This is a genomic window from Cobetia sp. ICG0124 (genome assembly GCF_004006355.1).
GTDB lineage: Bacteria > Pseudomonadota > Gammaproteobacteria > Pseudomonadales > Halomonadaceae > Cobetia > Cobetia marina.
The window spans coordinates 2,174,927-2,198,814 of record NZ_CP024893.1 but is presented as its reverse complement, the minus strand read 5'-3'; the positions used below and the strand labels follow the sequence as shown (position 1 = coordinate 2,198,814).

Here is a 23,888-nt window from a genome sequence, read left to right as displayed (position 1 = left end):
GACGGCTCAGGCATCCTCGGATAGCCGATCAAGGAGTGCAGGATGAGCGATTCCTCCGCCCCGGCCACGTCCGGAAGCGCAGAACATGACCCCAATGGAGCACCCGGCGCGGCACTGACCACCGCCGACGGCGTGCCCCTGAAACAGAGTCTCAATCGTGCCATCCGCCGCAGCCGTCTCAAGGCGTTGCTGCTGGTGGCACCGCTGTTGATCTTCATCGGGCTGGCCTTCGTCATGCCCATCTTCGACATGCTGTCGCGCAGTGTCGACAACCCGGAAGTCTCCACCTATCTGCCGCGCACCAGTCAGGCGCTGGTTGACTGGGACGGCGAGGGATTGCCGGATGAGGCTACCTACGCCGCGCTGGCAGACGACCTTGCCGCGGGCCTCAAGGCGCGCAATCTCGGGCGTGTCGCCTCACGTCTCAACTATGAAATGTCGGGCATGCGCTCACTGTTCATGAAGAGTGCACGCAAGGCCGCTCGCATGGAGGCCCCTTACAAGGCGGCATTGATCGAGGCCGATGAGGACTGGCAGGACCCGGACATCTGGCGCTTGATCAAGCGCGAGTCCACGCCTTACACGGCTTCCTACTATCTGGCGGCGGTGGATCGTCAGTTCTCTCCCACTGGCGAGATCGTCGAGAAGCCGGAATATCTGCAGATCCATGTCTCGCTGTTCATCCGCACCTTCTGGATGAGCGCCGCGATCACCGGGCTATGTCTGTTGCTGGCCTATCCGGTGGCCTGGCTGCTGGCGACCCTGCCTGCCGGGCGCGGCAATCTGCTGATGATTCTGGTGTTGCTGCCGTTCTGGACTTCGCTTCTGGTACGCACCACGACATGGATCGCGATCCTGCAGCAGCAGGGGGTGCTCAACGACATGCTGGTAGGCGTCGGGATACTCGCCGAGGAGGCGCGCATCCAGATGATCTACAACAAGACCGGCACCATCATCGCGATGACCCATATCCTGCTGCCCTTCATGATCCTGCCGCTGTACTCGGTCATGAAGACCATTCCGCCCAGCTACATGCACGCGGCGCGCTCGCTGGGTGCCGGGCCGATCACCGCCTTCCGACGCGTCTACTTCCCGCAGACCCTGCCGGGTATCGGAGCAGGCTCGATTCTGGTCTTCATCCTCTCCATCGGCTACTACATCACGCCGGCACTGGTGGGCGGGCAGTCGGGCCGCTTCATCACCAACTTCATCGCCTATCACATGCAGACCTCGCTCAACTGGGGACTGGCAGCGGCCATTGGCTCGATCCTGCTGGTCGTGGTGATCCTCTTCTATCTCGTCTACAACCGCCTGATCGGTGTCGACAAGGTCAAACTGGGGTGACAGATGGCCATACCTTCCTATGCAACACGTGGTGAGCGGATCTGGCATTGGGTGTTCTGCGCACTCTGTGCGCTGATCTTCCTGTTCCTGATCGGGCCGATCCTGGTGATCATTCCGCTCTCGTTCAATGCCGAACCCTACTTCACCTTCTCGGAGAAGATGCTGTCGCTGGACCCGGAGGGTTACTCGCTGCGCTGGTATCAGGAGTTCTTCACGTCGGATGAGTGGATGCGCTCGATCAAGAACAGCATCTTCGTCGCGGTATGTGCGACGGTGCTGGCCACGGTACTGGGCACGCTTGCCGCGCTTGGGCTTTCGAGTCGCTTCATGCCGTTTCGCAACACCATCATGGCGATCCTGATCTCGCCGATGATCGTGCCATTGATCATCAGTGCCGCGGCGATGTTCTTCTTCTTCTCGAAGCTGGGGCTGACGCAGACCTATCTGGGCGTGATTCTGGCGCACACCGCGCTAGGCATTCCCTTCGTGGTGATCACGGTGACGGCGACGCTGTCCGGATTCGATCACTCTCTGACGCGTGCGGCGCACTCGCTGGGGGCCAGCCCGAGTCGCACCTTCTTCCGCATCATCCTGCCGCTGGTGACGCCGGGCGTGGTGTCCGGTGCGCTGTTCGCCTTCATCACCTCGTTCGATGAAGTCGTGGTGGTGCTGTTCATCGCCGGGCCGGCGCAGACCACCATCCCGATCCAGATGTGGTCCGGTATCCGCGAGGAGATCAGTCCGACGATTCTGGCGGTGGCCACGCTGCTGGTGCTGGTCTCGATCCTGCTGCTGACGACACTGGAGCTGATTCGCCGTCGCAATGAGCGCCTGCGCGGCCTGACGCCGAGCTGATGAGTGTTAGGTGCTTGGTAGCGGTAAGAAATGTGAGTCGTGTGAAACGCCCGTGCCCCCGCAGAGTCTGTCTGCGGGGGCACGGGCGTTTCAGGGCCGGGGCTTGAGGAGAAGCCTGCTGCGTCAGGCCGCGCCGAGTCGCTTGTAGAGCGTGGTGCGACTGATGCCCAGCTCCCGAGCGAGACGCGAGACGTTGCCGCCCAGCGCGTCCAGCGCGCTCTGCAGCTCCTCGGCACTGGAGAGGTCATGCAGCGGGGGCAGGTCGCCCGACAGCATCACGTGGCACGCTTCAAGAGACGGCCCATCGCACAGCGCCAGTGCCAGACGCAACACATTGTCCAGCTCACGCACGTTGCCCGGCCAATCATGCTGCATGAGACGGTTCAGGAAATCAGGGGTGATGCGTGGCAGCTCGCGTTGCTGCTCCCGGCACAGCCGTGTCAGCAGGGCATGGCTCAATCCAGCCATGTCCTGGCGATCGCGCAGTGGCGGCAGGGCGATGCTGGCGCCACACAGTCGGTAGTAGAGGTCCGCCCGGAAGTGACCTGCCTTGACCAGCTCGCTGAGAGGCTGATGGGTGGCGGCCACCAGTTCGAAATCGACCCGCTGCGGCTTGCCGCCGCCCAGCGGGGTGACTTCACGCTCCTGCAGCACGCGCAGCAGACGCGCCTGCACATGCAGTGGCATGTCGCCGATCTCATCCAGAAACAGGCGTCCGCCATTGGCCTCGATCAGTCGGCCCTCGCGCCCCGCAGGGTCGGCACCGGTAAAGGCGCCGCGCCGATACCCGAACAGCTCAGCCTCGACCAGCTCATCGGGCAATGCCGCGCAATTGATGGCGACCAGCGGCTGATGGGCGCGATGACTGGCCTGATGCAGCGCCTTGACCACCTCTTCCTTGCCGACACCTGTCTCGCCCTGCAGCAGCAGTGGCAGGCGAGCGTTCACCAGCCGTGCCAGCAGCTCGCAGACTCGGGCCCAGCCGGCATCGCCATGATGCAGGCGCGCAAGGCTTGGATGGCAGGCAGCGGCCTGAGTGGCCGTTGTCCGCCGGGTGTTCCGCGCAATCTGGCGATGGCGAGAGCTCAAGGTGCGCTGCCAGCAGCTGCAGCCCTCTGCGACTGGCGGCCGCGACCTGGCCCTGCGGCGTGACAGCCAGCAGGGCGGCGCTGGGCGAGTCCAGCTGAGAACGGTTGAGATGCAGGCGCAACAGATGATGATCATGCCCGAGCGCCTCATCGAGACGGCGTTGCTCGATGTCATCCGCCAGTACGCCGAGCATGCCGAGACTGTACTGGCGGACGCGATAGGGATCGCATATCAGTCCCAGGCAGCCCTCGCAGGCACAGGGGGTCAGCCCGCGGCGACTGTTCCAGCTCGCGGGCGCCAGCAGGGCGGCACTGGCACTGGCCAGCCCCTTGAGGCACTCGGCGTCATGCGCGTCGAGCGCGATGCGTGCCAGGCGATTGGCGCGCGGCGCATTCAGCGTCTCGGCGATGGCGTTATGCCCCAGCGATTCCTCGCGCCAGCGCGCGCCGGGGCGCAGCAGGGTGGCGTCATTGCCCAGCAGCTGTTGATGGCCGTAGCTTGCCAGCACCACGCCGTCGCGGTCGGTCAGTACCAGACACGCCTGCCAGTGATCGAGCAGGTTAAGGGTATGACCGGCCACCGCTGACGCCACCGTCGCCATCAGGCTGGCGGCCTGACGCTGACGCCAGACGAGCTCTTCCGGCGGACACACCAGTGAGGAATGCTGAAGTGCCACGGGAGCAGCGGCGGGATGGGGCGTGGAGTGAGCTGGGGGGGCGGCGGTGTGGTTATCGACGTGGTTATCGACGTGGCTGGCGGAATGATGGCGTGCTGTCATGAGACATCCCTTGTGCGGCGGGCCTTTCAGGCCTCTGTTGTTATTGATGCTGTTATCGGTGCTGTCATCGATGCTGTTTTCGGTCTTGGGGAGTGTTCACGGCAATGTTCACTTGTGCGTGGCGAGTGTTCAGTTCCGAGGACTCCAGTGTTCAGACACTGTTCATCAGAGTAGCGGGAGACGGGGTGGTTGACGGGCTAGACCATGGTCTGCCCCTGCCTTGGTCGCATCTGGCAAGTGACTGAATGATCAACGAAAGAGGGCGATCTGGCGGTATGCGAGGGCTGGCAGAGGGTGTCGGGGGGCACGGGGTTGCGCGCGGCTGGCACAGGGTTCGCTAGATGAGAGCCACCAGGTGGGTATGAACACTCGGCAGTGGTTGGCCGTGTCCCTGCCCCGATGACTTTCACCAGACGAGACAGCGCCATGTCCTTGAGCCTTGAGGCGGTCACCCGCCGGGTTGGCCGCGAGACCCATATCGACAGGGTGGACCTGACCTTCGAGCCCGGCTCCTTCAATGTGCTGCTGGGACGCACCTTGTCCGGCAAGACCTCACTGATGCGCCTGATGGCAGGCCTCGATGTGCCCAGTGATGGGCGAATCGTGATGAACGGCGAGGACGTGACCGGCCGCCCGGTGCGCGAGCGCAACATCTCGATGGTCTATCAGCAGTTCATCAACTACCCGAGTCTGAGCGTCTACGACAACATCGCCTCGCCGCTGAAGCTGGCGCGCATGGCGCCGGAGGAAATCCGTCGCCGCGTGCACGAGATCGCCGAGATGCTGCATATCGAGCAGTTCCTCGCGCGTCAGCCGGCGGAGCTCTCCGGCGGTCAGCAGCAGCGTACGGCCATGGCGCGGGCGCTGGTCAAGGATGCTGACCTGGTGCTGTTCGATGAGCCGCTGGTCAATCTTGATTACAAGCTGCGCGAAGAGCTGCGCCACGAGATGCGCAGCCTGTTCGCGACCCGCAACACCATCGCCGTCTACGCCACCACCGAACCCGGTGAGGCGCTGGCGCTCGGTGGCACCACCACCCTGATGCATGAAGGGCGGGTGTTGCAGTCCGGGCCTACCGAGGCCGTCTACCATCATCCGGTGAGTGTCGAGGCGGCGAAGCTCTACTCCGAGCCGCAGATCAATCTGTTCGAGGCCGAGGTGCGTGGGCGTGAACTGGCGTTCTCCGGTGCCGCCAGTGCCGGCGAGCAGGGCAGCCGGTTCGTGCTGCCCACACCACTGGTGGGGCTCGAGAGCGGGGCCTATCGCTTCGGTATCCGTCCCAGTCATCTGGGGTTGGCGCCGCTGGCCGACGATGATCTCGAGTTCGCCGTCACGGTGGATATCGCCGAGATCTCCGGCTCCGAGACCTTCCTGCATGTCAGCAATGACGATCACTCCCTGGTGCTGCACCTGTCCGGTATCCACGACTTCGCCGTGGATGATGCCATCCGGGTCTATGCCCCCGCGCACAAGTTGTTCGTCTTCGCGGATGACAAGGGCCGCGCTGGCGGTGAAGTGGCAGGCCCGGGCGGCGACGGGGCACTGATCCGCTCGCCCGAGCGACCCACCACGACTGGCGGAGGGCTGGCCTGATGGCGGAAATACACCTCAATGATCTGGCGCACAGCTACCTGGCGACGCCTACGGCTGACAGTGACTACGCCATCCGGCGCATGAACCATGTCTGGCAGCAGGGCGGTGCCTATGCGCTGCTCGGCCCGTCGGGCTGTGGCAAGAGTACGCTGCTCAACATCATCTCCGGGCTGCTGGCCCCCTCCGAGGGCGAGGTGCGCTTCGATGATCGCGTGGTCAATCGGCTGCCGCCGGAAGAGCGCAACATCGCTCAGGTGTTCCAGTTCCCGGTGGTCTACGACACCATGACCGTCTTCGACAATCTGGCCTTCCCGCTGCGCAATCAGCGCCAGCCGGAGCACAAGGTGCAGTCTCGGGTACGTGAGATCGCCCAGGTGCTGGAGCTGGAAGACCTGCTGACGCGGCGTGCCAGCAACCTGACGGCCGACGAGAAGCAGAAGGTCTCGATGGGCCGCGGGCTGGTGCGTGATGACGTGGCCGCCATCCTGTTCGATGAACCGCTGACCGTCATCGACCCCCACCTCAAGTGGAAGCTGCGGCGCAAGCTCAAGCAGATCCATGAGCAGTTCAACATCACCATGGTCTACGTCACCCATGACCAGCTGGAGGCCTCGACCTTCGCCGACAAGATCGCGGTGATGTATGAAGGCCGCATCGTGCAGTTCGGTACCCCGCGCGAGCTGTTCGAGGACCCCGCTCACACCTTCGTGGGCTACTTCATCGGCTCGCCGGGCATGAATCTGGCCAGCATCACGCTGGAATCAGAGGGCGTGCGGCTCGGGACGGGGGAGGACGCGCCCTTGCTGCACCTTCCACGGGCGCTGCTGGCGACGCTTGAGGAGCGCAAGGGCGAGTTGAAGCTGGGCATCCGTCCGGAATTCGTCGAGCTCGAGGCCAGCGACAGCTCACCCGCTGCGGCGGTTTCCGACACCCGCGAGCATTGGCTCAGTGGTCAGGTCACGCTGGTGCAGGATCTTGGCACCTACAAGGTAGTGGATCTCGACATCGGCGGTGGCTGCATCTTCAAGGCACGTATCGAGGAAGATGCGCCTATCCCTGTCGGGGGTGTGCGGCTGCGGCTACCGGCCCGCTGGCAGCGCTTCTATCTCGATGAGCATCTGCTGGATCTGTCACAGGCCGGCGCGCCCGACAGCGGCGAGGCGGACAGCTTTGCCAGAGGGGAAAGTGGAGAGCAGCCGGGAGGAAACGCCTGATGCAACGCACACACAACAATCGCGCCTGGTGGCTGGTGCTGCCGGTGGTCATCGTGGTGGCGTTCTCGGCCATCATCCCGATGATGACGGTGGTCAACTACTCGGTGCAGGACATCTTCGATCCCTCCACACGCTTCTTCGTGGGAACCGAATGGTATCGCGAGATCCTGCGCGACGAGCGCCTGCACGACTCGCTGGTTCGCCAGTTCGTCTATTCCTTCGCGGTACTCGCCATCGAGATTCCGCTGGGGATCGCCGTGGCGCTCTCGATGCCGCGCAAGGGCTTCATGGTCTCGTTGTGCATGATCCTGCTGGCCCTGCCGCTGCTGATTCCCTGGAACGTGGTCGGCACCATCTGGCAGATCATCGGGCGTGAGGACATCGGGCTCTACGGCTGGGCGCTGGGGCAACTGGGCATCGATTACAACTACGCCTCCAATCCGGCCGACGCCTGGGTGACGGTGCTGGTGATGGATGTCTGGCACTGGACGTCGCTGGTGGCACTGCTGTGCTACTCGGGGCTGCGCGCCATTCCCGATGTCTACTATCAGGCCGCGCGCATCGACCGTGCCTCACCCTGGGCCGTGTTCCGCTACATCCAGCTGCCCAAGCTCAAGAGCGTGCTGCTGATCGGCATCATGCTGCGCTTCATGGACAGTTTCATGATCTACACCGAGCCCTTCGTTCTCACCGGTGGCGGGCCGGGTACCACCACGACCTTCCTGTCCCAGACCTTGACCCAGATGGCGATCGGCCAGTTCGATCTCGGACGCGCCGCTGCCTTCTCGCTGATCTACTTCCTCATCATCCTGCTGGTCTCGTGGCTGTTCTATACCGCCATGACCCACCAGGACAGTGACGACGCCTGAGGAGACGAGTGATGAAAACACGCAAGCGTCTGGTAATGACGATCTACCTGCTGTTCCTGCTGGTGCCGATCTACTGGCTGCTGATCATGTCGTTCAAGTCGAATCAGGAGATTCTCGGCGGCCTGACCCTGTGGCCACAGAACTTCACCTTCGACAACTACCGGGTGATCTTCACCGACCCCAGCTGGTACATGGGCTATGTGAACTCGATGAGCTATGTGGTGCTCAACATGGCCATCTCGCTGACGGTGGCACTGCCGGCGGCCTATGCCTTCTCGCGCTATCGCTTCCTGGGTGACAAGCATCTGTTCTTCTGGCTCTTGACCAATCGAATGGCACCGCCGGCGGTCTTCCTGCTGCCGTTCTTCCAGCTCTACTCCTCGGTGGGACTGTTCGATACTCCGCTGGCGGTGGCACTCGCGCACTGTCTGTTCAACGTGCCGCTGGCGGTCTGGATTCTGGAAGGCTTCATGTCCGGCGTGCCCAAGGAGATCGATGAGACGGCCTATATCGATGGCTACAGTTTTCCGCGCTTCTTCCTGACGCTGTTCATTCCGATGATTCGCCCGGGCATCGGGGTGACCGCCTTCTTCTGCTTCATGTTCTCGTGGGTGGAGCTGTTGCTGGCGCGAACCCTGACCTCGACGGAGGCGAAGCCGATCGCGGCGGTGATGACGCGAACGGTCTCGGCCTCGGGCATCGACTGGGGCGTGCTGGCCGCCGCCGGCGCCCTGACGCTGATTCCCGGCATTCTGGTGATCTACTTCGTGCGCAATCACGTCGCCAAGGGCTTCGCCCTGGGTCGGGTGTGAGCGGCGGCCAGACGAGCGCCGCTGTCATTGCCGCCAGCGAGTCGCTGCTGGCGGCCTACAAGAGGACATGATGATGGAATGGATGGCCTGGACACTGCCCACGTCACTCTTCTTTGCCGGTATCGGCACCTTGCTGCTGGGCATGACCGCCTGGCAGTTCGTGACCCCGACGCTGAGTCGCCAGGGCTTTCTGCCCATCGCGACCACGCGTGGCGACAGACTGTTCATCGGCCTGCTCTCCAGCGGCTGGCTGCATCTGCTGTGGCTGGGCTTCACTGATCAGGTGCTGTGGATGATCAGCATCGTCTGTGTCGTCTGGATGCTGGTGTTGATGAAGTGGGGATGAGGTGAGGGTGAAGTGAGGGGGGATGAGAAGAGGGGTGTGAGCGTTGACGACGGGCAGCGTCGCCCGGTGGCAACAGGGAACCCGAGGTGCTGACAGGAGTCCCAAGCGGTTCTGACTGGCCGCTTCGATGTCACGGATTATGGCGCTGATGGCACGGACGACGTGAGTGACCGAGAGGCGGTACTGCGCGCCCATGCCGCGATGCGTCGTTGGCAGCAGCAGGGCGAGCATGATGCGGACAGTCCTCAGCGCCATGGGGTGCTCTATTTCCCCGCCGGTGACTATGTATTGTTCGGCCCCGCGGAGCGCGACTGGTTCTATGCACGGATGATCGCGCTCAAGGCGGCAGTCTCGGACAAGGCGCGTCAGCAGTCACTGCGCGAGGCATTGCTCAAGATGCAGGGGCTGAGCCTGGCCGGCAGTCATTGGACACTGGCGGGAGATGGAAGCGACAGAACCCGTCTCAAGCAGACCCGACCGATGCTGCCGTTGCACGCCAGCTGGTACTGGAGCACGCCCTGGTTGCTGCATCTTGGCAATCTGGAGGAAGGCAGGACGCTGGGGCGGGCGTGGCACAGGCGTCATCGCTCAAGGCGGGGGATGAGGTATTGCTGGAGAGCATCGACAAGCGCCCGCAAGCGGTAGCACGTGCTCTGGCACCCTATCAGATGGAAAAGGAGGCCAGAACCGGCAAGTCGCGCTGGCTGATCGAGCGGGATGGGGTGGTCAAGCGCGCTCGCTACCGTGTGCTGGCACGAGAAGGCAATCGGCTGACGCTGTCGTTGCCCGTGGTGCACGAGCGCTTCCCCGGTGAGCAGTGGCGTATCGCGCGCATCCATCCGGCGCATGAGGTCGGGGTCGAAGGCATCACGCTCAAGGGCAACTGGCGAGGGCGCTTCAAGCATCATCGCAGCGCCGAGGACGACAGCGGCTTCGGCCTGCTGGATCTCGATGGCATCACCGATGGCTGGGTGCGTGATGTTCGGCTCGACAGTTTCAATCAGGGAGTGAAGGTGCGCCACAGCTCCCAGGTGACGCTCGAGGACGTGAGGATGACCGGCAAGCCGGGACATATCGCGATGACGATCAGTGACAGCAATCAGGTGCTGGCAAGGCAGGTGGTCGACCAAAGTCATGCCTGGCATGCGCCCGGCGTGGCCCGCTACGCGACCCATAACGTCTACCTTGAACTGGAGCATGGCGGTGACAGTGGGATCGAACTGCATGGTCAGCAGCCGCGGGACAATCTCTTCGACCGCAAGCGAGGCGGCCATGTACGCGACCGCTGGGGCGCCAGTGTCGGCCATCAGCCCAATCATCTCCGCGGGCTGGTGTTGTGGAATCCGGTCAATACCGGCAAGCCGCACGATGCCTGGCCCTTCATGCGCGCCGACTCACACTTCGGCAAGGTGATCATGCCGACGGTAGTGGGCGCCACCGGCCGCGCGCTGGGCATCGCCAGTCGTCATGATTACGAGCGGGTGATGAACGCCAAGGGCGTGACGGACTACCCGCAGCTTGAGGCGCTGGACAAGCTGCAGGCGCGAGTGGAATCCCCCGGCGAGGCTGTCAAGCCGGCTTCGCTCTACCGGGCACAACGCGAGCTGCTTCGCGAGACGCACCCGTGACGCGGCATCTCGCGCCGCGTGATACGTGATTGACGGAAGTGGTTGTTGGACGACGCGACACAACAATAACGCCAATGAAGGGACATCCCATGAGTCAGCACATCATTCGACCCGCACGCCTGCGTTACGCCATCGCCTTCGCCACGGCGGCGGGGCTCGCGGGTCTTTCCAGTCAGGCCATGGCCGATCAGTATCAGGATGCGGCAAGGAAGTGGATCGACCAGGAATTCTCACCCTCCACGCTGAGCAAGGACGAGCAGATGTCCGAGCTCGAGTGGTTCATCAAGGCCGCCGAGCCGCTGCGCGGCATGGAAATCAAGGTGGCCTCGGAAACCCTGACCACCCATGAATACGAGTCCAAGGTGCTGGCCAAGGCCTTCAGCGAGATCACCGGCATCAAGTTGACCCACGACTTGATCCAGGAAGGCGACGTCATCGAGAAACTGCAGACCCAGATGCAGTCCGGGCGCAACATCTACGATGGCTACGTCAATGACTCCGACCTGATCGGCACGCACTTCCGCTATGGCAAGGTCGTGCCGATCAGCGACATGATGGAAGGCGACGGCAAGGCCTTCACCTCGCCGACCCTGGATCTGGATGACTTCATCGGGCTGGATTTCACCACCGGCCCGGATGACAAGCTCTATCAGCTGCCGGACCAGCAGTTTGCCAACCTGTACTGGTTCCGCGCCGACTGGTTCGAGCGTGAAGACTTGAAGAAGCAGTTCAAGGACAAGTACGGCTACGAGCTGGGCGTACCGGTCAACTGGTCAGCCTATGAAGACATCGCCGATTTCTTCACTAATGACGTCAAGGAAATCGACGGCAAGCGGGTCTATGGCCACATGGATTACGGCAAGAAGGACCCGTCACTCGGCTGGCGCTTCACCGATGCCTGGTTCTCCATGGCGGGTGCCGGCGACAAGGGCCTGCCCAACGGCCTGCCGGTAGATGAGTGGGGCATTCGTGTCGAGGAATGTCAGCCGGTGGGTTCCTCGGTGACGCGTGGCGGCGCGGCCAATGGCCCGGCGGCCGTCTATGCCACCACCAAGTACGTCGACTGGCTGGGCAAGTACGCACCGCCGGAAGCTCAGGGCATGACCTTCTCCGAGTCCGGCCCGGTGCCGTCCCAGGGCAACATCGCCCAGCAGATCTTCTGGTACACCGCCTTCACGGCTGACATGACAAGAGATGGTCTGCCGGTGGTCAACGACGACGGCACGCCCAAGTGGCGCATGGCGCCGTCACCGCATGGCCCGTACTGGGAAGAGGGCATGAAGCTTGGCTATCAGGACGTGGGTGCCTGGACCTTCTTCGACTCCACGCCGGAGAAGAATCGTCACGCCGCCTGGCTGTATGCGCAGTTCGTGACCGCCAAGACCGTCTCGCTCAAGAAGACCCTGGAAGGTCTGACGCCGATCCGCGAGTCGGATATCCAGTCCCAGGCGATGACCGATGCCGCGCCGAAGCTGGGCGGTCTGGTCGAGTTCTATCGCAGCCCGGCGCGGGTGCAGTGGTCGCCGACCGGCACCAACGTGCCGGATTATCCGAAACTGGCCCAGCTGTGGTGGCAGTACATCTCCCAGGCCGCCAGTGGTGAAGCCACGCCGCAGGAAGCGCTTGATGGCCTGGCCAAGGCGCAGGACCGCATTCTCGAGCGTCTCGAGCGCGCCAAGGTGATGGACAACTGTGGGCCGAAGCTCAACGAGGAACGTGATGCGGAGTACTGGTTCGCCCAGCCGGGTGCGCCGAAGGCCAAGCTGGACAACGAGAAGCCCAAGGGCGAGACCATCGCCTACGACGAGCTGCTCAAGAGCTGGAAGGAGTGATCTCGGCTGGCGCGTCATTGCGCCACTGAGCAGGCTCCTGAATGACCGCTGCAACGACAACGCCCCTGCCGGTTACCCGGCAGGGGCGTTTTTTTGCCAGAGCGATCAGCGACAGCGTTTCATCACTGCCTCATTGCTGGCTCTCAATCGAGACTCTCAATCACGGTAGAGGTCGATGCTTGGGCAGGAGCAGATCAACTGGCGATCGCCATGCACGTTGTCGACCCGGTTGACGGCCGGCCACTGCTTGGCCGCCTTGACGTGCTCGCTGGGGAAGGCACCGATCTCGCGGGAATAACCACGGTTCCATTCGGCGTCCATCAGGTCCGCCTGGGTGTGCGGCGCGTGCACCAGCGGGTTGTCTTCCAGGGTCCATTCGCCTTGCTCGACACGGGCGATCTCGGCGCGAATCGCGATCATCGCCTCACAGAAACGGTCGATCTCGTAGAGCGACTCGGACTCGGTGGGCTCGACCATCAGCGTGCCCGCCACCGGGAACGACATGGTTGGGGCGTGGAAGCCGTAGTCGATCAGGCGCTTGGCGATGTCTTCCTCGCTGATGCCGGAAGCGGCCTTCAGCGGGCGGATATCGATGATGCACTCATGCGCCACGGTGCCGTTCTTGCCGCGATAGAGCACCGGATAGTGCCCATCGAGACGCGTGGCGATGTAGTTGGCGTTGAGGATTGCAAGCTCGGTGGCCTCACGCAGCCCCTGCGCGCCCATCATCTTGATGTAGGCCCAGGAGATCGGCAGGATCGCCGCGGAACCGAAGGCGGCGGCCGAGACGGCGGTGCATTCCGGCTTCACGCCTTCCAGCGGGGTGACCACGTGGTTGGAGACGAAGGGTGCCAGGTGTGACTTGACGCCGATGGGGCCCATGCCCGGACCGCCGCCACCGTGGGGAATGCAGAAGGTCTTGTGCAGGTTGAGGTGCGAGACATCACCGCCGAAGTCTCCCGGACGGCAGATGCCGACCTGGGCGTTCATGTTGGCGCCGTCGATGTAGACCTGACCGCCGTGATCGTGAACGACCTGACAGGCCTCGCGCACGGTTTCCTCGAACACGCCGTGGGTGGACGGGTAGGTGATCATGATCGCGGACAGCTTGTCGCTGTGCTGCTCGGCCTTGGCGCGCAGGTCATTGATGTCGATGTTGCCGCTGGCATCACACTCGACCACCACCACCTTCATGGCGGCCATCGCGGCGGAGGCCGGATTGGTGCCGTGGGCGGAGCTGGGGATCAGGCAGATGTCGCGCGCCCCTTCACCGATGGAGGCCTGGTAGCGACGGATCGCGACCAGTCCCGCATATTCCCCCTGAGCGCCGGAGTTCGGCTGCATGGAGATGGCGTCGTAGCCGGTGATCTCGACCAGGAAGGCCGACAGCTCGTCGATCATCTGCTTGTAGCCGACCACCTGATCCGAGGGCGCAAACGGGTGGACGTTGGCGAATTCGGGCCAGGTGACCGGAATCATCTCGGTGGTGGCGTTGAGTTTCATGGTGCAGCTGCCCAGCGGAATCATCGCGTGGGTCAGCGACAGGTCCTTGTTCTCCAGGCGCTTCAGGTAGCGCAGCATCTCGGTTTCTGAGTGATAGCGGCTGAAGGTCGGGTGGGTCAGGAAGTCGCTGTCACGCTGACAGGCCGCCGGGATCGCGCTTGCGCCCTTGGCCAGCAGGTCCTGGTCCAGCGCGGCGACGGACAGGCCGTGCTCCTCGCCGAGCAGCACGTCGAACAGCACGCCGACGTCAGCGGCGGTAGTGGTCTCGTCGAGATTGATGGTGATGCGGCCGTCGCCGTGGTGGCGCAGGTTGATCTCGTGGGTCAGCTCGCGACCATGGATCTTGCCGGCATCCACGCCGGTGACGGTGATGGCATCGAACCAGCTGTCGTGGGCCAGTGTCATGCCGCAGCGCGTGACGCCCTCGGCGAGAATGCTGGTCAGGCGATGCACCCGGGTGGCGATGCGCTTGAGGCCTTCGGCGCCGTGATAGACGGCGTAGAAGCCGGCGATGTTGGCCAGCAGCGCCTGGGCGGTGCAGATGTTGGAGGTCGCCTTCTCGCGGCGGATGTGCTGCTCGCGGGTCTGCATCGCCATGCGCAGCGCCGGATTGCCGCGCGAGTCCTTGGAGACCCCGATGATGCGGCCCGGAATCGAGCGCTTGAGCTTGTCGGTGGTGGCGAAGAAGGCGGCGTGCGGGCCGCCGAAGCCCATCGGCACGCCGAAGCGCTGGGAGGTGCCGACGACGATATCGGCGCCGAGGCTGCCCGGCGACTTGAGCAGCACCAGGCTCAGCAGGTCGGCGGCCACCACGGTCATCGCGCCATTGGCGCGTGCCGCGTCCAGCAGCGGTGCGAGATCGCGTACCTGACCGGTATTGCCCGGATACTGGAACAGGGCGCCGAAGATGTCGTGCTCACCGACCTTCTCGGCAGCATCGATGACCAGCTCGAAGCCGAAGTAATCGGCACGCGTGCGCATGACGTCCAGCGTCTGGGGCAGGACATCGTCGGCGATGAAGAAGCGATTGCTCTTGTTCTTCTTGTTGCCACGCTGACACAGCGCCATGGCTTCGGCCGCGGCGGTGGCCTCATCCAGCAGGCTGGCATTGGCCAGTTCCATGCCGGTCAGGTCCATCACCGCCTGCTGGAAGTTGAGCAGCCCCTCGAGACGGCCCTGGGCGATTTCCGGCTGGTACGGCGTATACGCGGTATACCAGCCCGGATTCTCCAGCACGTTGCGCTGGATGACCGCCGGCAGGTGGGTGTTGTGATATCCCTGGCCGATATAGGTCTTGAATACCTTGTTCTGACGCGCCAGGCGCTTGAGATAGTCCAGTGCCTCGGATTCCGTGCGCGGCCCTTCGAGGTCCAGCTCGCGTCCCAGACGAATGGCCGCCGGCACGGTGCGGTCAATCAGCGTCTCGATGCTGTCTTCACCCAGTGTCGCCAGCATGCGCGTGACATTGGCGGCAGTCGGGCCATTGTGACGGGAAATGAAATCATCGTGCCCGGCCAGCTGGGCCAGGGTAAGCGTCTCGTGAGCCATGCAAGGAATCCTGTGCTGCAACGGGAACTGCAAGTGACAGTCCGCGGGAGGAACATCGCCTTGCCGGCGCAGGAGGTCTCGGACAGCGGCTGGAGGCCAACCGTGATCAGGCTTCGCTTTCCACCAGCTGGGTGTAGGCGTCCGCGTCGAGCAGCTTTTCCAGCTCGGCGCTGTCAGCGACCTTCATCTTCAGAATCCAGGCATCGTCATAGGGGCTTTCGTTGACGGATTCCGGCGCGTCTTCGAGGCTCTCGTTGACGGCGATGACTTCGCCGGCCAGCGGCGCGTACAGATCAGAGGCCGCCTTGACGGACTCGATGACACCGAACTCTTCTTCCAGCGCCAGTTCGCGACCGATTTCCGGCAATTCGACGAAGACGACGTCGCCCAGCGCTTCCTGAGCGTGGTCGGTGATGCCGATGGTCACGGTACCGTCACCGTTGTCCTGAACCCACTCGTGACTCTCGGTGTACTTAAGCGTGGCAGGAATGTTGCTCATGAGTGTTTTCCTATGTGAAAAGATTTTCTGATTCAGGGAATCGTTGCGCCATTATGCACGAAGGTCTCGACACGTGGCAGTAGCTGAGCGCGTCGTGCCTCTACGACTTTTGGCGAGTTCATGATTTTTGCGTGACGTTTTGCTCACATTCCAGCGTAAAGCCCTGTTGGGGTAGTGAAGACTGGAAGCTTCCGCTAATGTGAGCTGTCCTCTCCTCGCATCGAGTCATAACAACAATTCAGCGGAGGAAATCTGCGTGGAAATGATCAGTTCTCTCTTTACCGCCATCAATGGCGTGGTGTGGGGCCCGGTGATGTTGATCCTGCTGCTCGGGGTCGGCTTCTATCTTCAGGCGGGCCTCAAGGGCATGCCGATCCGCAAGTTGGGTACCGGCTTCAAGCTGCTGTGGAGCGGGCGCGCGCCCGGCAAGGATGGCGATGGTGAAATGTCGCCGTTCAATGCCCTCATGACATCACTCTCCGCTACCATCGGTACCGGCAACATCGCGGGTGTGGCGACGGCGATCGCGCTGGGTGGACCGGGGGCGATCTTCTGGATGTGGATCACGGCGCTGGTCGGCATGGCGACCAAGTACGCCGAGGCCGTCTGTGCGGTGCGTTATCGCGAAGTGGATGACAACGGCAACCACGTCGGTGGTCCGATGTACTACATCCGCAACGGACTGGGGGCCAAGTGGGGTTGGCTGGGGGGCGCCTTTGCCTTCTTCGGCTGCTTCGCGGCCTTTGGCATCGGCAATACCGTGCAGTCCAACTCCGTGGCGGATGCCCTGGAAACCTCGTTTGCCATTCCGCACTGGGCCTCCGGTGTCGTGATGATGGTGCTGGCAGGTGCGGTCATTCTGGGTGGCATCAAGCGCATCTCCAGCGTGGCGGGCAAGCTGGTGCCGTTCATGGCGATTGCCTACTTCCTGTCGGGCATCGTCATTCTGGTGATCAATGCTGACCAGATCGGTCACGCCTTCGGCCTCATCTTCACCTACGCCTTCAATCCAGTCGCGGCGACTGGCGGCTTTGCCGGTGCGGCGGTGATGGCGGCCATCCGTTTCGGTGTGGCGCGCGGTATCTTCTCCAATGAAGCCGGCCTGGGCAGTGCGCCCATCGCCCACGCTGCCGCGCAGACCAAGAACCCGGTACGTCAGGGGCTGGTCGCCATGCTGGGCACCTTCATCGATACCATCGTCATCTGCACCATCACCGCGCTGGCCATCATCACCTCCGGCCTGTGGTCTTCTGGTGAGACGGGGGCGGCGCTGACCTCCATGTCCTTTGATCAGGCCTTGCCGGGTGTCGGCAACCATCTGGTCGCGATCGCGCTGGCCGTGTTTGCCTTCACCACCATCCTTGGCTGGTCCTTCTATGGCGAGAAGTGCTTCCAGTACCTGTTCGGTACGCGCGCCATCATGCTGTATCGCATCGTGTTCGTGATCGCGATTCCGGTGGGCGCGATGGCCAAGCTGGATCTCATCTGGCTGATGGCGGATACCTTCAATGCCTTGATGGCGATTCCGAACCTGATTGGTCTGGCGCTGCTGTCGCCGGTGGTCTTCAAGCTGACCCGCGACTACTTTGACGGCAAGGAAGTGCTGGCGGGCGAAGACCGCTGATCGTCGGAGAGATGTTGCATGCCACTCTGGAGAATGATGATGTCCGATTCCGCCGCTGTCACCGGTCTCAAGCAGACCGCGCTTCATGACCTGCACGTCGAGCAGGGAGCGAAGATGGTCGAGTTTGCAGGCTATTCCATGCCCGTCCAGTATCCGCTGGGCGTCAAGAAGGAGCACGAGCATACGCGTGCCAAGGCGGGGCTGTTCGATGTCTCGCACATGGGGCAGCTGATCCTGCGCGGAGAGAACGTGCAGGCGGCGCTGGAGACGCTGGTACCGACGGACATCGTCGATCTTCCGGTGGGCATGCAGCGTTACGGACTCTTTACCAGTGATACCGGCGGTATCCTCGATGACCTGATGATCGTCAATGGTGGCGATCACCTCTATGTGGTGGTGAATGCTGCCTGCAAGGATCAGGACGTCGCGCATCTGCGTGTGGGGCTGCCGATGGAGATCGAGCTTGAGGTGCTGGAGGATCGGGCGCTGCTCGCCCTGCAGGGGCCGCTGGCTCACGCGGTCATGCAGCGTCTGTCGCCCGAGGCCTGCGAGCTGACCTTCATGCATCATGCCCATGTCACCATCGATGGCATCGAGTGTTGGGTCAGTCGCAGCGGGTATACCGGTGAAGATGGTTTCGAGATCTCCGTCCCCGATGCTGAGGCGGAGCGCTTCGCGCGTCTGCTGCTGGCGGCGGAAGAGGTGGAGTTCATCGGTCTCGGGGCGCGGGATTCACTGCGTCTCGAGGCGGGCCTGTGCCTGTATGGTCATGATCTGGACACCACGACCACGCCAGTGGAAGCCAGCCTGATCTGGGCGCTGGGCAAGGTGCGTCGTCAGGGCGGTGCACGTGAAGGCGGCTTCCCGGGGGCGGACGTCATCCTGACCCAGATCGCCAACAAGGATCACACCCGCAAGCGAGTCGGTCTGGTGGCTGAAGGGCGTGCTCCGATTCGCGAAGGTGCCGAGCTCTTCGACGGCGAGGGCAACCGCATCGGTGTCGTGACTTCAGGCAGCTTCGGCCCGAGCTACGGCAAGCCGGTCGCCATGGGCTATGTGGCGATCGCACACAGCGTGCTGGACACTCAGGTCTTCGCGGACGTACGCGGCAAGCGACTGCCGATGACCGTGACGAAGATGCCCTTCGTCGAGCAGCGCTATTACCGCGGCTGAGCAATCTCCAGACGCAGAAAAGCCCGCCGAAGCGGGCTTTTCCGTGGAAAGAGAGGTTAGTCTCTTTCAGCTAACTCATGATCAGTCGATGATCTTGATGTTAGCGGCCTGGAGGCCTTTCTTGCCCTGGGTGACGTCGAAGGAAACCTTCTGACCGTCTTGCAGAGACTTGAAGCCTTCAGCCTGGATTTCGGAGAAGTGTGCGAACAGGTCGTCACCGTTGTCGTCCGGAGAAATGAAGCCGAAACCTTTGGTGTCGTTGAACCACTTGACTGTACCAGTTGCCATGATCGTAATTCCTTACTGATGATATTGCCGGGAGTTACCCGATATACGTGGGTAAAACAAGGAGGATATGCACCAGGTACCGAAGTGTTTCGATCACGACTGACGATATACGACTTGCTAACCAACGAGATCAATACTGCGCTGCCGCGCCTCCAAGGTCAAATGAAATATCAAAAACTTCGCCTTTGGTCGTCTCAGGCGTCCAGCTGCATCTCGGGGACGTTGTCGGGCACGATGAGCTTGCCTGCGGTCAGGCGCTGTATCTCCTCGACACTGACGCCTGGCGCGCGTTCCAGCAGGTGGAAGGCACCGTCCTTGATCTCGAGGAAGGCCAGGTCGGTCAGGACACGGCGAATGCAGCCGGCACCGGTCAGTGGCAGCTCACACTGGCTGAGCAGCTTGGACTCACCATGCTTGGAGGCGTGGGTCATGGTGCAGATGATGTTCTCGGCACCCGCCACCAGGTCCATGGCGCCGCCCATGCCTTTCACCAGCTTGCCGGGGATCATCCAGCTGGCGATGTTGCCGTTCACGTCCACCTCGAAGGCGCCGAGTACCGTCAGATCGACGTGCCCGCCGCGAATCATCGCGAAGGATTCGGCGGAGTCGAAGATGGCGGCGCCATCGATGGCGGTCACGGTTTCCTTGCCGGCATTGATCATGTCGGCGTCGACCTCGTCGTCATAGGGATAGCGTCCCATGCCAAGCAGGCCGTTCTCGGACTGCAGCATCACGTCGATGCCATCCGGGATGTAGTTGGCGACCAGGGTCGGAATGCCGATGCCCAGATTGACGTAGGAGCCGTCCTGGATTTCCTGTGCCACTCGCTGGGCCATCTGTTCGCGTGTCAAAGCCATGATGTATTCCTTGTCTGAAGCGCCATCGAGCCTAGGCTCAACGCGAGCGAACGGTCCGTTTCTCGATGCGCTTCTCGAAGCTGCCCTTGATGACGCGGTCGACATAGATGCCCGGAGTGTGGATCTCGGCCGGGTCCAGCTCGCCGGGTTCCACCAGCTCTTCGACTTCGACCACGGTGATCTTGCCTGCGGTTGCGGCCAGCGGGTTGAAGTTGCGTGCCGTGTGACGGTAGACGACATTGCCGTAGCGGTCGGCCTTCCACGCCTTGACGATCGCGAAGTCACCCTTGATGGCTTCCTCGAGAATATAAGGGCGACCGTCGAATTCGCGGACTTCCTTGCCTTCTCCGATGGGCGTCCCGTAGCCGGTCGCGGTGAAGAAGGCGGGGATGCCGGCCCCGGCGGCGCGCATCTTCTCGGCCAGCGTGCCCTGGGGGGTCAGGATGACCTCGAGCTCTCCGTCCAGCAGCTGGCGCTCGAACAGGGCGTTCTCGCCGACGTAGGAGGCGATCATGGTCTTGATCTGGCGATCTTCCAGCAAGATGCCCAACCCGAAGCCGTCCACGCCGCAGTTGTTGGAGACGACGGTCAGGTCCTTCACGCCACGACGCTTGATCTCCTGGATCAGGTTCTCGGGAATACCGCAGAGTCCGAATCCGCCGGCGATCACCGTCATGCCGTCTTCCAGGCCCGCCATGGCATCGGCGTAGCGGGTCACTACCTTGTTGAATCCTGCCATGAAGTTCTCCTTGAGCATCAGGATGCCGCATGACCTTGAAACAGTTGAAAGCCTTTGTCGCAGTGGCCAGAACCCTGTCCTTCGTGGAAGCGGGCACGTTGGTGCATCTTTCCCAGCCGGCATTGTCGCTGGCCGTCAAGAATCTGGAGGAGTCGTTGGGTGGGCGTCTGTTCCAGCGTTCCACTCGACAGGTCAGCCTGACGCCGGAAGGACGGGCCTTCTTCCCGCTGGCTCGCAGGATACTGTCGGATTGGGAGCATGCTGAGGACGAGATGCGCCAGCGATTCAGTCTCGGACGCGGGCGTGTGGCACTGGCTGCCATGCCGACTTTCGCCGGGAATCTGCTGCCAGGAGTACTGGCGGATTTTCGACGGCAGTTCCCGGAGATCACCATCGAGGTCAATGACGTGATCGCCGAGGAAGTCGTGGAGCGTGTCACCGATGGGCGCGTGGAACTGGGGATCTGTTTTGATCCCGGGGTACGCGAGGACCTTGTCTTCGAATCACTCTTCGAGGATCGCTACATCGCGATCATTCCCGAGGGGCACGCCCTGTTGCAGGGCGCTCCCGAGACCATCCATTGGGATCAGCTGCTGGAAGAGGATTTCATCACCCTGCAACGTCCCTCGGGCGTGCGACACATGCTGGAGCGGCGCCTGGCAGAGGCGGGGCTCAAGCTCACCGTCGCCTTCGAGACTCACCAGCTGGTGACCTGCGGACGCATGGTGGCAGAGGGACTTGGCGTCAGCGCGGTGCCGGCGATGAGCGCCGATCAGATGTCAGCGCTGGGATGTCGGTGCCTGGAGCTGGAAGGGCCGGTCATCGAGCAACGGGTCGGCGTGATTCGCCGCGGCCGTCATGAGCTGTCGGTCGCGGTCCAGGCGATGCTGGACACCCTGCGGGCCCGTTATCCCGTCTCGCCGCCGCCCGTGCCTGATGAGGATCTAGCGTGACGCCGTCAATAGCTGTCGGTAGGTCAGGCTGATGCGCACGCCCTCGAGCTTGCGCGGCGGCAGGGCGTGATGCAGCCGGTCCTGACAGCCGCGCCCCATCACCAGCAATGAGCCATGGGGCAGCCACAGGTTGAAGGCAGGGTCCTGTGCGTAGGGGCTGCGGGGGTGTCCCTTGAAGCGCAGTGGCCGCTCTCGTCCCAGTGACAGGGCCAGCACGATGGGGCGGTCGCCAAGCTCCGGTTCATTGTCACTATGCCAGCCCATGCGGTCATTGCCATCGGCGTAGCGATTGGCCAGCAGGCTGTTGAAGTGCTGGTCGATATGGCGTTCCTGCCCCGGCTGCGCGCTCAGCTCGCGGTTGATGGCGTGACGGGCAAGCTCCCCCAGATGCCAGGCCATCGGACGCCAGGGTGCTGGCTCGAACAGGCTGCCGGAATAGCGATAGCGAGCCCCGGCGTCCCCCATCCATACCTGACGGCGAGGGATGGGATGCGTCTTGCCATGCACGCTCAAGCTCGGCCGCTGCCAGTCGAGCGTGGTATCCAGCGTGACCAGTGCCTGGTCGGCCTGCAGGGGAGTCAGAGCGGTTGGCTTGAGATAGAGCGGGTGCAGCGGATGGCGATACCAGCCATGGGCCAGTGTCTGCCAGTCGTCCGGCAGGCCGGCCGGTCGCAGGGACTCAAGACTCAGGATGGCCACTTCAGCCAGCCCGAGTCCCAGCAGCGCCCCCGCCAGCACGTCACTGACGTAGTGCAGTCCCAGGATCACGCGGGAAAGCGCGATCAACATGGCAAGCGGCGTGACGAGAATGGCCAGTTCCGGTAGCTGCTGAGCCGTCAGGCTGGCAAACAGCACCGCATGCAGTGTATGGCCACTTGGAAAGCTGTAGCGATCCAGCGGTGGCATGGTGCATTGGATGGTCGTGAAGGTGATGAAGGGGCGCTCACGGCACAGCCGGGTCTTGAGGGCGCGATACAAAAGGGCGCCGGCCCCCGCCGCCAGTCCGAATTCCAGCATCAACCAGCCACCTTGCACGTGATGGAAGGGCAGGCTGAGTGTCAGCAGCAACCAGACGGGCCAGTCGCCGAGGCGCGAGACCACGCGAAAGAGGGTCAGGATCGGCCGATACAGCGCCAGACGTGCCACCTGGCGACACAGCCGCCACTCCAGCAGGTCGAGTCGCTCAAAGACGGGAAGGCTGCGATCGTGCATCGGGCTTCTCCTCGGCGAGGCGTAGACAGGCAAGAAAATGCTCGGCGACCTGGCTCCAGGCCATGGGCTCGACGCGTACACGGGCCGCTCTTCCGAGGCGTGCGATACGCGCTGGTCGCTGGCAGACTTCCACTGCCTGTTCGATGAATCTGTCCGGCTGGGTGCAGGGGGCCAGCAACCCCTGGTGGTCATCGCGGATCACTTCCGCAGCGGCCGCGTAGTCGAAGGCCACTACGGCCAATCCACTGGCCATGGCTTCCAGCACCACGTTGCCGAAGGTCTCCGACAGCGAGGGGAACAGGAACAGGTCGGCACTGGCGTAATGGGCAGCCAGCGCCTCGCCGGTCTGGAAGCCGGCGAAGATCGCCTCCGGCAGGCGTTGCTCAAGGCGTTCGCGCAGCGGGCCATCGCCCACCAGTACCAGCGCGATATCCGGCTGCACGGCCTGCATGGCCTCGTAGCTGCGAATCAACAGCTCGATGTTCTTTTCCGCCGCCAGGCGGCCGACATGCAGCGCGACGGGCTGCTGAGGGCCGACGCCCCACTGGCGACGCAGCGCTTCACTGCGATGAACGGGCGAGAAGCGCTGACAATCCAGCCCGCGTCCCACGACCCGGACATGCTTGAAACCCTGTTGCGCGAGAGTGGCGGCCTGGGTGCGTGTCGGGACCAGTGTCAGGTTGGCGGCATTGTGGAAGTGCTTCAGCCCCTGACGTACCAGGGGGCGTAATGCCCTGAGATGATAGTGGGTGCTGTACTGGTCGAAATTGGTATGAAAGCCTGCCACCACGGGCACGCCGAGGCGACGCGCGACCATCAGGGCACTGACCCCCAGCGGTCCTTCGGTGGCGATGTAAATGACGGAGGGCGGATGCTGGCGCCACAGCGCCGTCAGCCGTCTCAGGGCAGGGGCGCCGATCTGAACGGTGTCATAGCCCGGAAGACGGAAGCCGCGTACCTGTAGCTCCTGCGCGACTCGTGGTTCATGGCTGCCGTCGCGGGGTGCGGGCCGCACGAGCTGCAGCTCGCAGCCACGCGTGATGAGTTGATCGCACAGATGGCTCAGCGTGTGAGCCACGCCATTGATTTCCGGGTGCCAGGTTTCACTGACAAAGGCGATACGCTCCATGAC

General features: G+C 63.0%; 22 protein-coding genes. 13 read left to right on the top strand and 9 right to left on the bottom strand.

Translation table 11 applies throughout. From position 1 onward, the window contains the following. Window positions 1-42: 42 nt before the first annotated feature. Both CU110_RS10190 and CU110_RS10185 read left to right on the top strand, forming a co-directional pair. Window positions 43-1,344: an ABC transporter permease gene (locus CU110_RS10190; protein ID WP_084209009.1), complete on the top strand. Its 1,302-nt coding sequence runs from the start codon at window positions 43-45 to the stop codon at window positions 1,342-1,344. A 3-nt stretch (window positions 1,345-1,347) separates the two neighbouring features. Then, window positions 1,348-2,199 (top strand): ABC transporter permease, encoded by an 852-nt coding sequence (locus CU110_RS10185; RefSeq protein ID WP_077372706.1) that lies wholly within the window; start codon window positions 1,348-1,350, stop codon window positions 2,197-2,199. Window positions 2,200-2,322: 123 nt separating this feature from the next. Here the strand turns inward: CU110_RS10185 and CU110_RS10180 are convergent, their stop codons facing one another. Both CU110_RS10180 and CU110_RS17090 read right to left on the bottom strand, forming a co-directional pair. After that, complete coding sequence (locus tag CU110_RS10180; RefSeq protein ID WP_240665561.1) at window positions 2,323-3,123, bottom strand: sigma 54-interacting transcriptional regulator; 801 nt, start codon at window positions 3,121-3,123, stop codon at window positions 2,323-2,325. Continuing rightward, window positions 3,011-4,066: a hypothetical protein gene (locus tag CU110_RS17090; RefSeq protein WP_240665351.1), complete on the bottom strand. Its 1,056-nt coding sequence runs from the start codon at window positions 4,064-4,066 to the stop codon at window positions 3,011-3,013. Before CU110_RS17090 ends, CU110_RS10180 begins: the two co-directional genes overlap by 113 nt. Before the next feature lie 426 nt (window positions 4,067-4,492). Between CU110_RS17090 and CU110_RS10170 the strand changes: the two genes are divergently transcribed. The 8 genes from CU110_RS10170 (at window position 4,493) to CU110_RS10135 (ending at window position 12,360) form a co-directional block, all read left to right on the top strand. Further along, window positions 4,493-5,659 (top strand): ABC transporter ATP-binding protein, encoded by a 1,167-nt coding sequence (locus tag CU110_RS10170; RefSeq protein ID WP_084209007.1) that lies wholly within the window; start codon window positions 4,493-4,495, stop codon window positions 5,657-5,659. Next, window positions 5,659-6,873: an ABC transporter ATP-binding protein gene (locus CU110_RS10165; protein ID WP_084209006.1), complete on the top strand. Its 1,215-nt coding sequence runs from the start codon at window positions 5,659-5,661 to the stop codon at window positions 6,871-6,873. The genes CU110_RS10170 and CU110_RS10165 overlap by 1 nt, the downstream gene beginning before the upstream one ends. Further along, window positions 6,873-7,742, top strand: a complete 870-nt coding sequence (locus tag CU110_RS10160; protein WP_077372715.1) for a sugar ABC transporter permease — start codon at window positions 6,873-6,875, stop codon at window positions 7,740-7,742. The genes CU110_RS10165 and CU110_RS10160 overlap by 1 nt, the downstream gene beginning before the upstream one ends. An 11-nt stretch (window positions 7,743-7,753) precedes the next feature. Further along, entirely contained in the window at window positions 7,754-8,554 is an 801-nt protein-coding gene (locus CU110_RS10155; RefSeq protein ID WP_084209005.1) for a carbohydrate ABC transporter permease, read from the top strand. Between the two features lie 73 nt (window positions 8,555-8,627). After that, entirely contained in the window at window positions 8,628-8,900 is a 273-nt protein-coding gene (locus tag CU110_RS10150) for a DUF2160 domain-containing protein (RefSeq protein ID WP_043334560.1), read from the top strand. A 162-nt stretch (window positions 8,901-9,062) separates the two neighbouring features. Further along, window positions 9,063-9,545 (top strand): hypothetical protein, encoded by a 483-nt coding sequence (locus CU110_RS10145; protein WP_127735799.1) that lies wholly within the window; start codon window positions 9,063-9,065, stop codon window positions 9,543-9,545. Beyond that, the gene (locus CU110_RS10140) at window positions 9,470-10,528 is read left to right on the top strand and encodes a DUF4955 domain-containing protein (RefSeq protein WP_127735796.1); all 1,059 of its coding nucleotides are present in this window, start codon (window positions 9,470-9,472) and stop codon (window positions 10,526-10,528) included. Before CU110_RS10145 ends, CU110_RS10140 begins: the two co-directional genes overlap by 76 nt. 179 nt (window positions 10,529-10,707) lie before the next feature. Then, entirely contained in the window at window positions 10,708-12,360 is a 1,653-nt protein-coding gene (locus CU110_RS10135; protein ID WP_240499748.1) for an ABC transporter substrate-binding protein, read from the top strand. Window positions 12,361-12,516: 156 nt separating this feature from the next. On the opposite strand, the gene gcvP is transcribed toward CU110_RS10135, so the two are convergent. Together gcvP and gcvH are read right to left on the bottom strand one after the other, a co-directional pair. Then, window positions 12,517-15,411: an aminomethyl-transferring glycine dehydrogenase gene (gene gcvP / locus CU110_RS10130; RefSeq protein ID WP_084209003.1), complete on the bottom strand. Its 2,895-nt coding sequence runs from the start codon at window positions 15,409-15,411 to the stop codon at window positions 12,517-12,519. Between the two features lie 106 nt (window positions 15,412-15,517). Then, on the bottom strand, window positions 15,518-15,910 hold the full coding sequence (gene gcvH, locus CU110_RS10125; RefSeq protein WP_077372729.1) for a glycine cleavage system protein GcvH: 393 nt from the start codon (window positions 15,908-15,910) through the stop codon (window positions 15,518-15,520). 256 nt (window positions 15,911-16,166) lie between these two features. On the opposite strand from gcvH, the gene CU110_RS10120 reads away from it, so the two are divergent. Both CU110_RS10120 and gcvT read left to right on the top strand, forming a co-directional pair. Continuing rightward, window positions 16,167-17,534, top strand: a complete 1,368-nt coding sequence (locus CU110_RS10120) for a sodium:alanine symporter family protein (RefSeq protein WP_077372732.1) — start codon at window positions 16,167-16,169, stop codon at window positions 17,532-17,534. 39 nt (window positions 17,535-17,573) lie between these two features. Further along, a complete protein-coding gene (gene gcvT / locus CU110_RS10115) occupies window positions 17,574-18,707 on the top strand; it encodes a glycine cleavage system aminomethyltransferase GcvT (protein WP_084209002.1) in 1,134 nt (377 codons plus the stop codon). Window positions 18,708-18,788: 81 nt separating this feature from the next. Here the strand turns inward: gcvT and CU110_RS10110 are convergent, their stop codons facing one another. From CU110_RS10110 to CU110_RS10100, 3 genes are all read right to left on the bottom strand, one after another. Then, a complete protein-coding gene (locus CU110_RS10110) occupies window positions 18,789-18,995 on the bottom strand; it encodes a cold-shock protein (RefSeq protein WP_077372737.1) in 207 nt (68 codons plus the stop codon). A gap of 194 nt (window positions 18,996-19,189) precedes the next feature. Further along, window positions 19,190-19,852 carry a 3-oxoacid CoA-transferase subunit B gene (locus tag CU110_RS10105; RefSeq protein WP_084209001.1) on the bottom strand — a complete coding sequence of 221 codons (663 nt, stop codon included), beginning with the start codon at window positions 19,850-19,852 and terminating at the stop codon, window positions 19,190-19,192. A 37-nt stretch (window positions 19,853-19,889) separates the two neighbouring features. Next, a complete protein-coding gene (locus CU110_RS10100; protein WP_077373240.1) occupies window positions 19,890-20,591 on the bottom strand; it encodes a CoA transferase subunit A in 702 nt (233 codons plus the stop codon). A 29-nt stretch (window positions 20,592-20,620) separates the two neighbouring features. Here CU110_RS10100 and CU110_RS10095 point away from each other — a divergent pair, with 29 nt between their 5' ends. Beyond that, window positions 20,621-21,544, top strand: a complete 924-nt coding sequence (locus CU110_RS10095; RefSeq protein ID WP_084209000.1) for a LysR family transcriptional regulator — start codon at window positions 20,621-20,623, stop codon at window positions 21,542-21,544. Here CU110_RS10095 and CU110_RS17990 read toward each other — a convergent pair. Both CU110_RS17990 and CU110_RS10080 read right to left on the bottom strand, forming a co-directional pair. Then, window positions 21,536-22,756 carry an alpha-ketoglutarate-dependent dioxygenase AlkB gene (locus CU110_RS17990; RefSeq protein WP_346427123.1) on the bottom strand — a complete coding sequence of 407 codons (1,221 nt, stop codon included), beginning with the start codon at window positions 22,754-22,756 and terminating at the stop codon, window positions 21,536-21,538. The genes CU110_RS10095 and CU110_RS17990 overlap by 9 nt on opposite strands. Beyond that, window positions 22,728-23,885 carry a glycosyltransferase family 1 protein gene (locus CU110_RS10080; protein WP_084208998.1) on the bottom strand — a complete coding sequence of 386 codons (1,158 nt, stop codon included), beginning with the start codon at window positions 23,883-23,885 and terminating at the stop codon, window positions 22,728-22,730. Before CU110_RS10080 ends, CU110_RS17990 begins: the two co-directional genes overlap by 29 nt. Window positions 23,886-23,888: the final 3 nt, after the last annotated feature.

What these genes read in the sequence shown, in the direction of transcription:
- CU110_RS10190 (WP_084209009.1), top strand. Translation starts at nt 43, where the DNA reads ATGAGCGATTCCTCCGCCCCGGCCACGTCCGGAAGCGCAGAACATGAC.
- CU110_RS10185 (WP_077372706.1), top strand. Translation starts at nt 1,348, where the DNA reads ATGGCCATACCTTCCTATGCAACACGTGGTGAGCGGATCTGGCATTGG.
- CU110_RS17090 (WP_240665351.1), bottom strand. Translation starts at nt 4,066, where the DNA reads ATGACAGCACGCCATCATTCCGCCAGCCACGTCGATAACCACGTCGAT.
- CU110_RS10170 (WP_084209007.1), top strand. Translation starts at nt 4,493, where the DNA reads ATGTCCTTGAGCCTTGAGGCGGTCACCCGCCGGGTTGGCCGCGAGACC.
- CU110_RS10165 (WP_084209006.1), top strand. Translation starts at nt 5,659, where the DNA reads ATGGCGGAAATACACCTCAATGATCTGGCGCACAGCTACCTGGCGACG.
- CU110_RS10160 (WP_077372715.1), top strand. Translation starts at nt 6,873, where the DNA reads ATGCAACGCACACACAACAATCGCGCCTGGTGGCTGGTGCTGCCGGTG.
- CU110_RS10155 (WP_084209005.1), top strand. Translation starts at nt 7,754, where the DNA reads ATGAAAACACGCAAGCGTCTGGTAATGACGATCTACCTGCTGTTCCTG.
- CU110_RS10150 (WP_043334560.1), top strand. Translation starts at nt 8,628, where the DNA reads ATGGAATGGATGGCCTGGACACTGCCCACGTCACTCTTCTTTGCCGGT.
- CU110_RS10135 (WP_240499748.1), top strand. Translation starts at nt 10,708, where the DNA reads ATGGCCGATCAGTATCAGGATGCGGCAAGGAAGTGGATCGACCAGGAA.
- gcvP (WP_084209003.1), bottom strand. Translation starts at nt 15,411, where the DNA reads ATGGCTCACGAGACGCTTACCCTGGCCCAGCTGGCCGGGCACGATGAT.
- gcvH (WP_077372729.1), bottom strand. Translation starts at nt 15,910, where the DNA reads ATGAGCAACATTCCTGCCACGCTTAAGTACACCGAGAGTCACGAGTGG.
- gcvT (WP_084209002.1), top strand. Translation starts at nt 17,574, where the DNA reads ATGTCCGATTCCGCCGCTGTCACCGGTCTCAAGCAGACCGCGCTTCAT.
- CU110_RS10110 (WP_077372737.1), bottom strand. Translation starts at nt 18,995, where the DNA reads ATGGCAACTGGTACAGTCAAGTGGTTCAACGACACCAAAGGTTTCGGC.
- CU110_RS10105 (WP_084209001.1), bottom strand. Translation starts at nt 19,852, where the DNA reads ATGGCTTTGACACGCGAACAGATGGCCCAGCGAGTGGCACAGGAAATC.
- CU110_RS10100 (WP_077373240.1), bottom strand. Translation starts at nt 20,591, where the DNA reads ATGGCAGGATTCAACAAGGTAGTGACCCGCTACGCCGATGCCATGGCG.
- CU110_RS10095 (WP_084209000.1), top strand. Translation starts at nt 20,621, where the DNA reads ATGACCTTGAAACAGTTGAAAGCCTTTGTCGCAGTGGCCAGAACCCTG.
- CU110_RS17990 (WP_346427123.1), bottom strand. Translation starts at nt 22,756, where the DNA reads ATGCACGATCGCAGCCTTCCCGTCTTTGAGCGACTCGACCTGCTGGAG.
- CU110_RS10080 (WP_084208998.1), bottom strand. Translation starts at nt 23,885, where the DNA reads ATGGAGCGTATCGCCTTTGTCAGTGAAACCTGGCACCCGGAAATCAAT.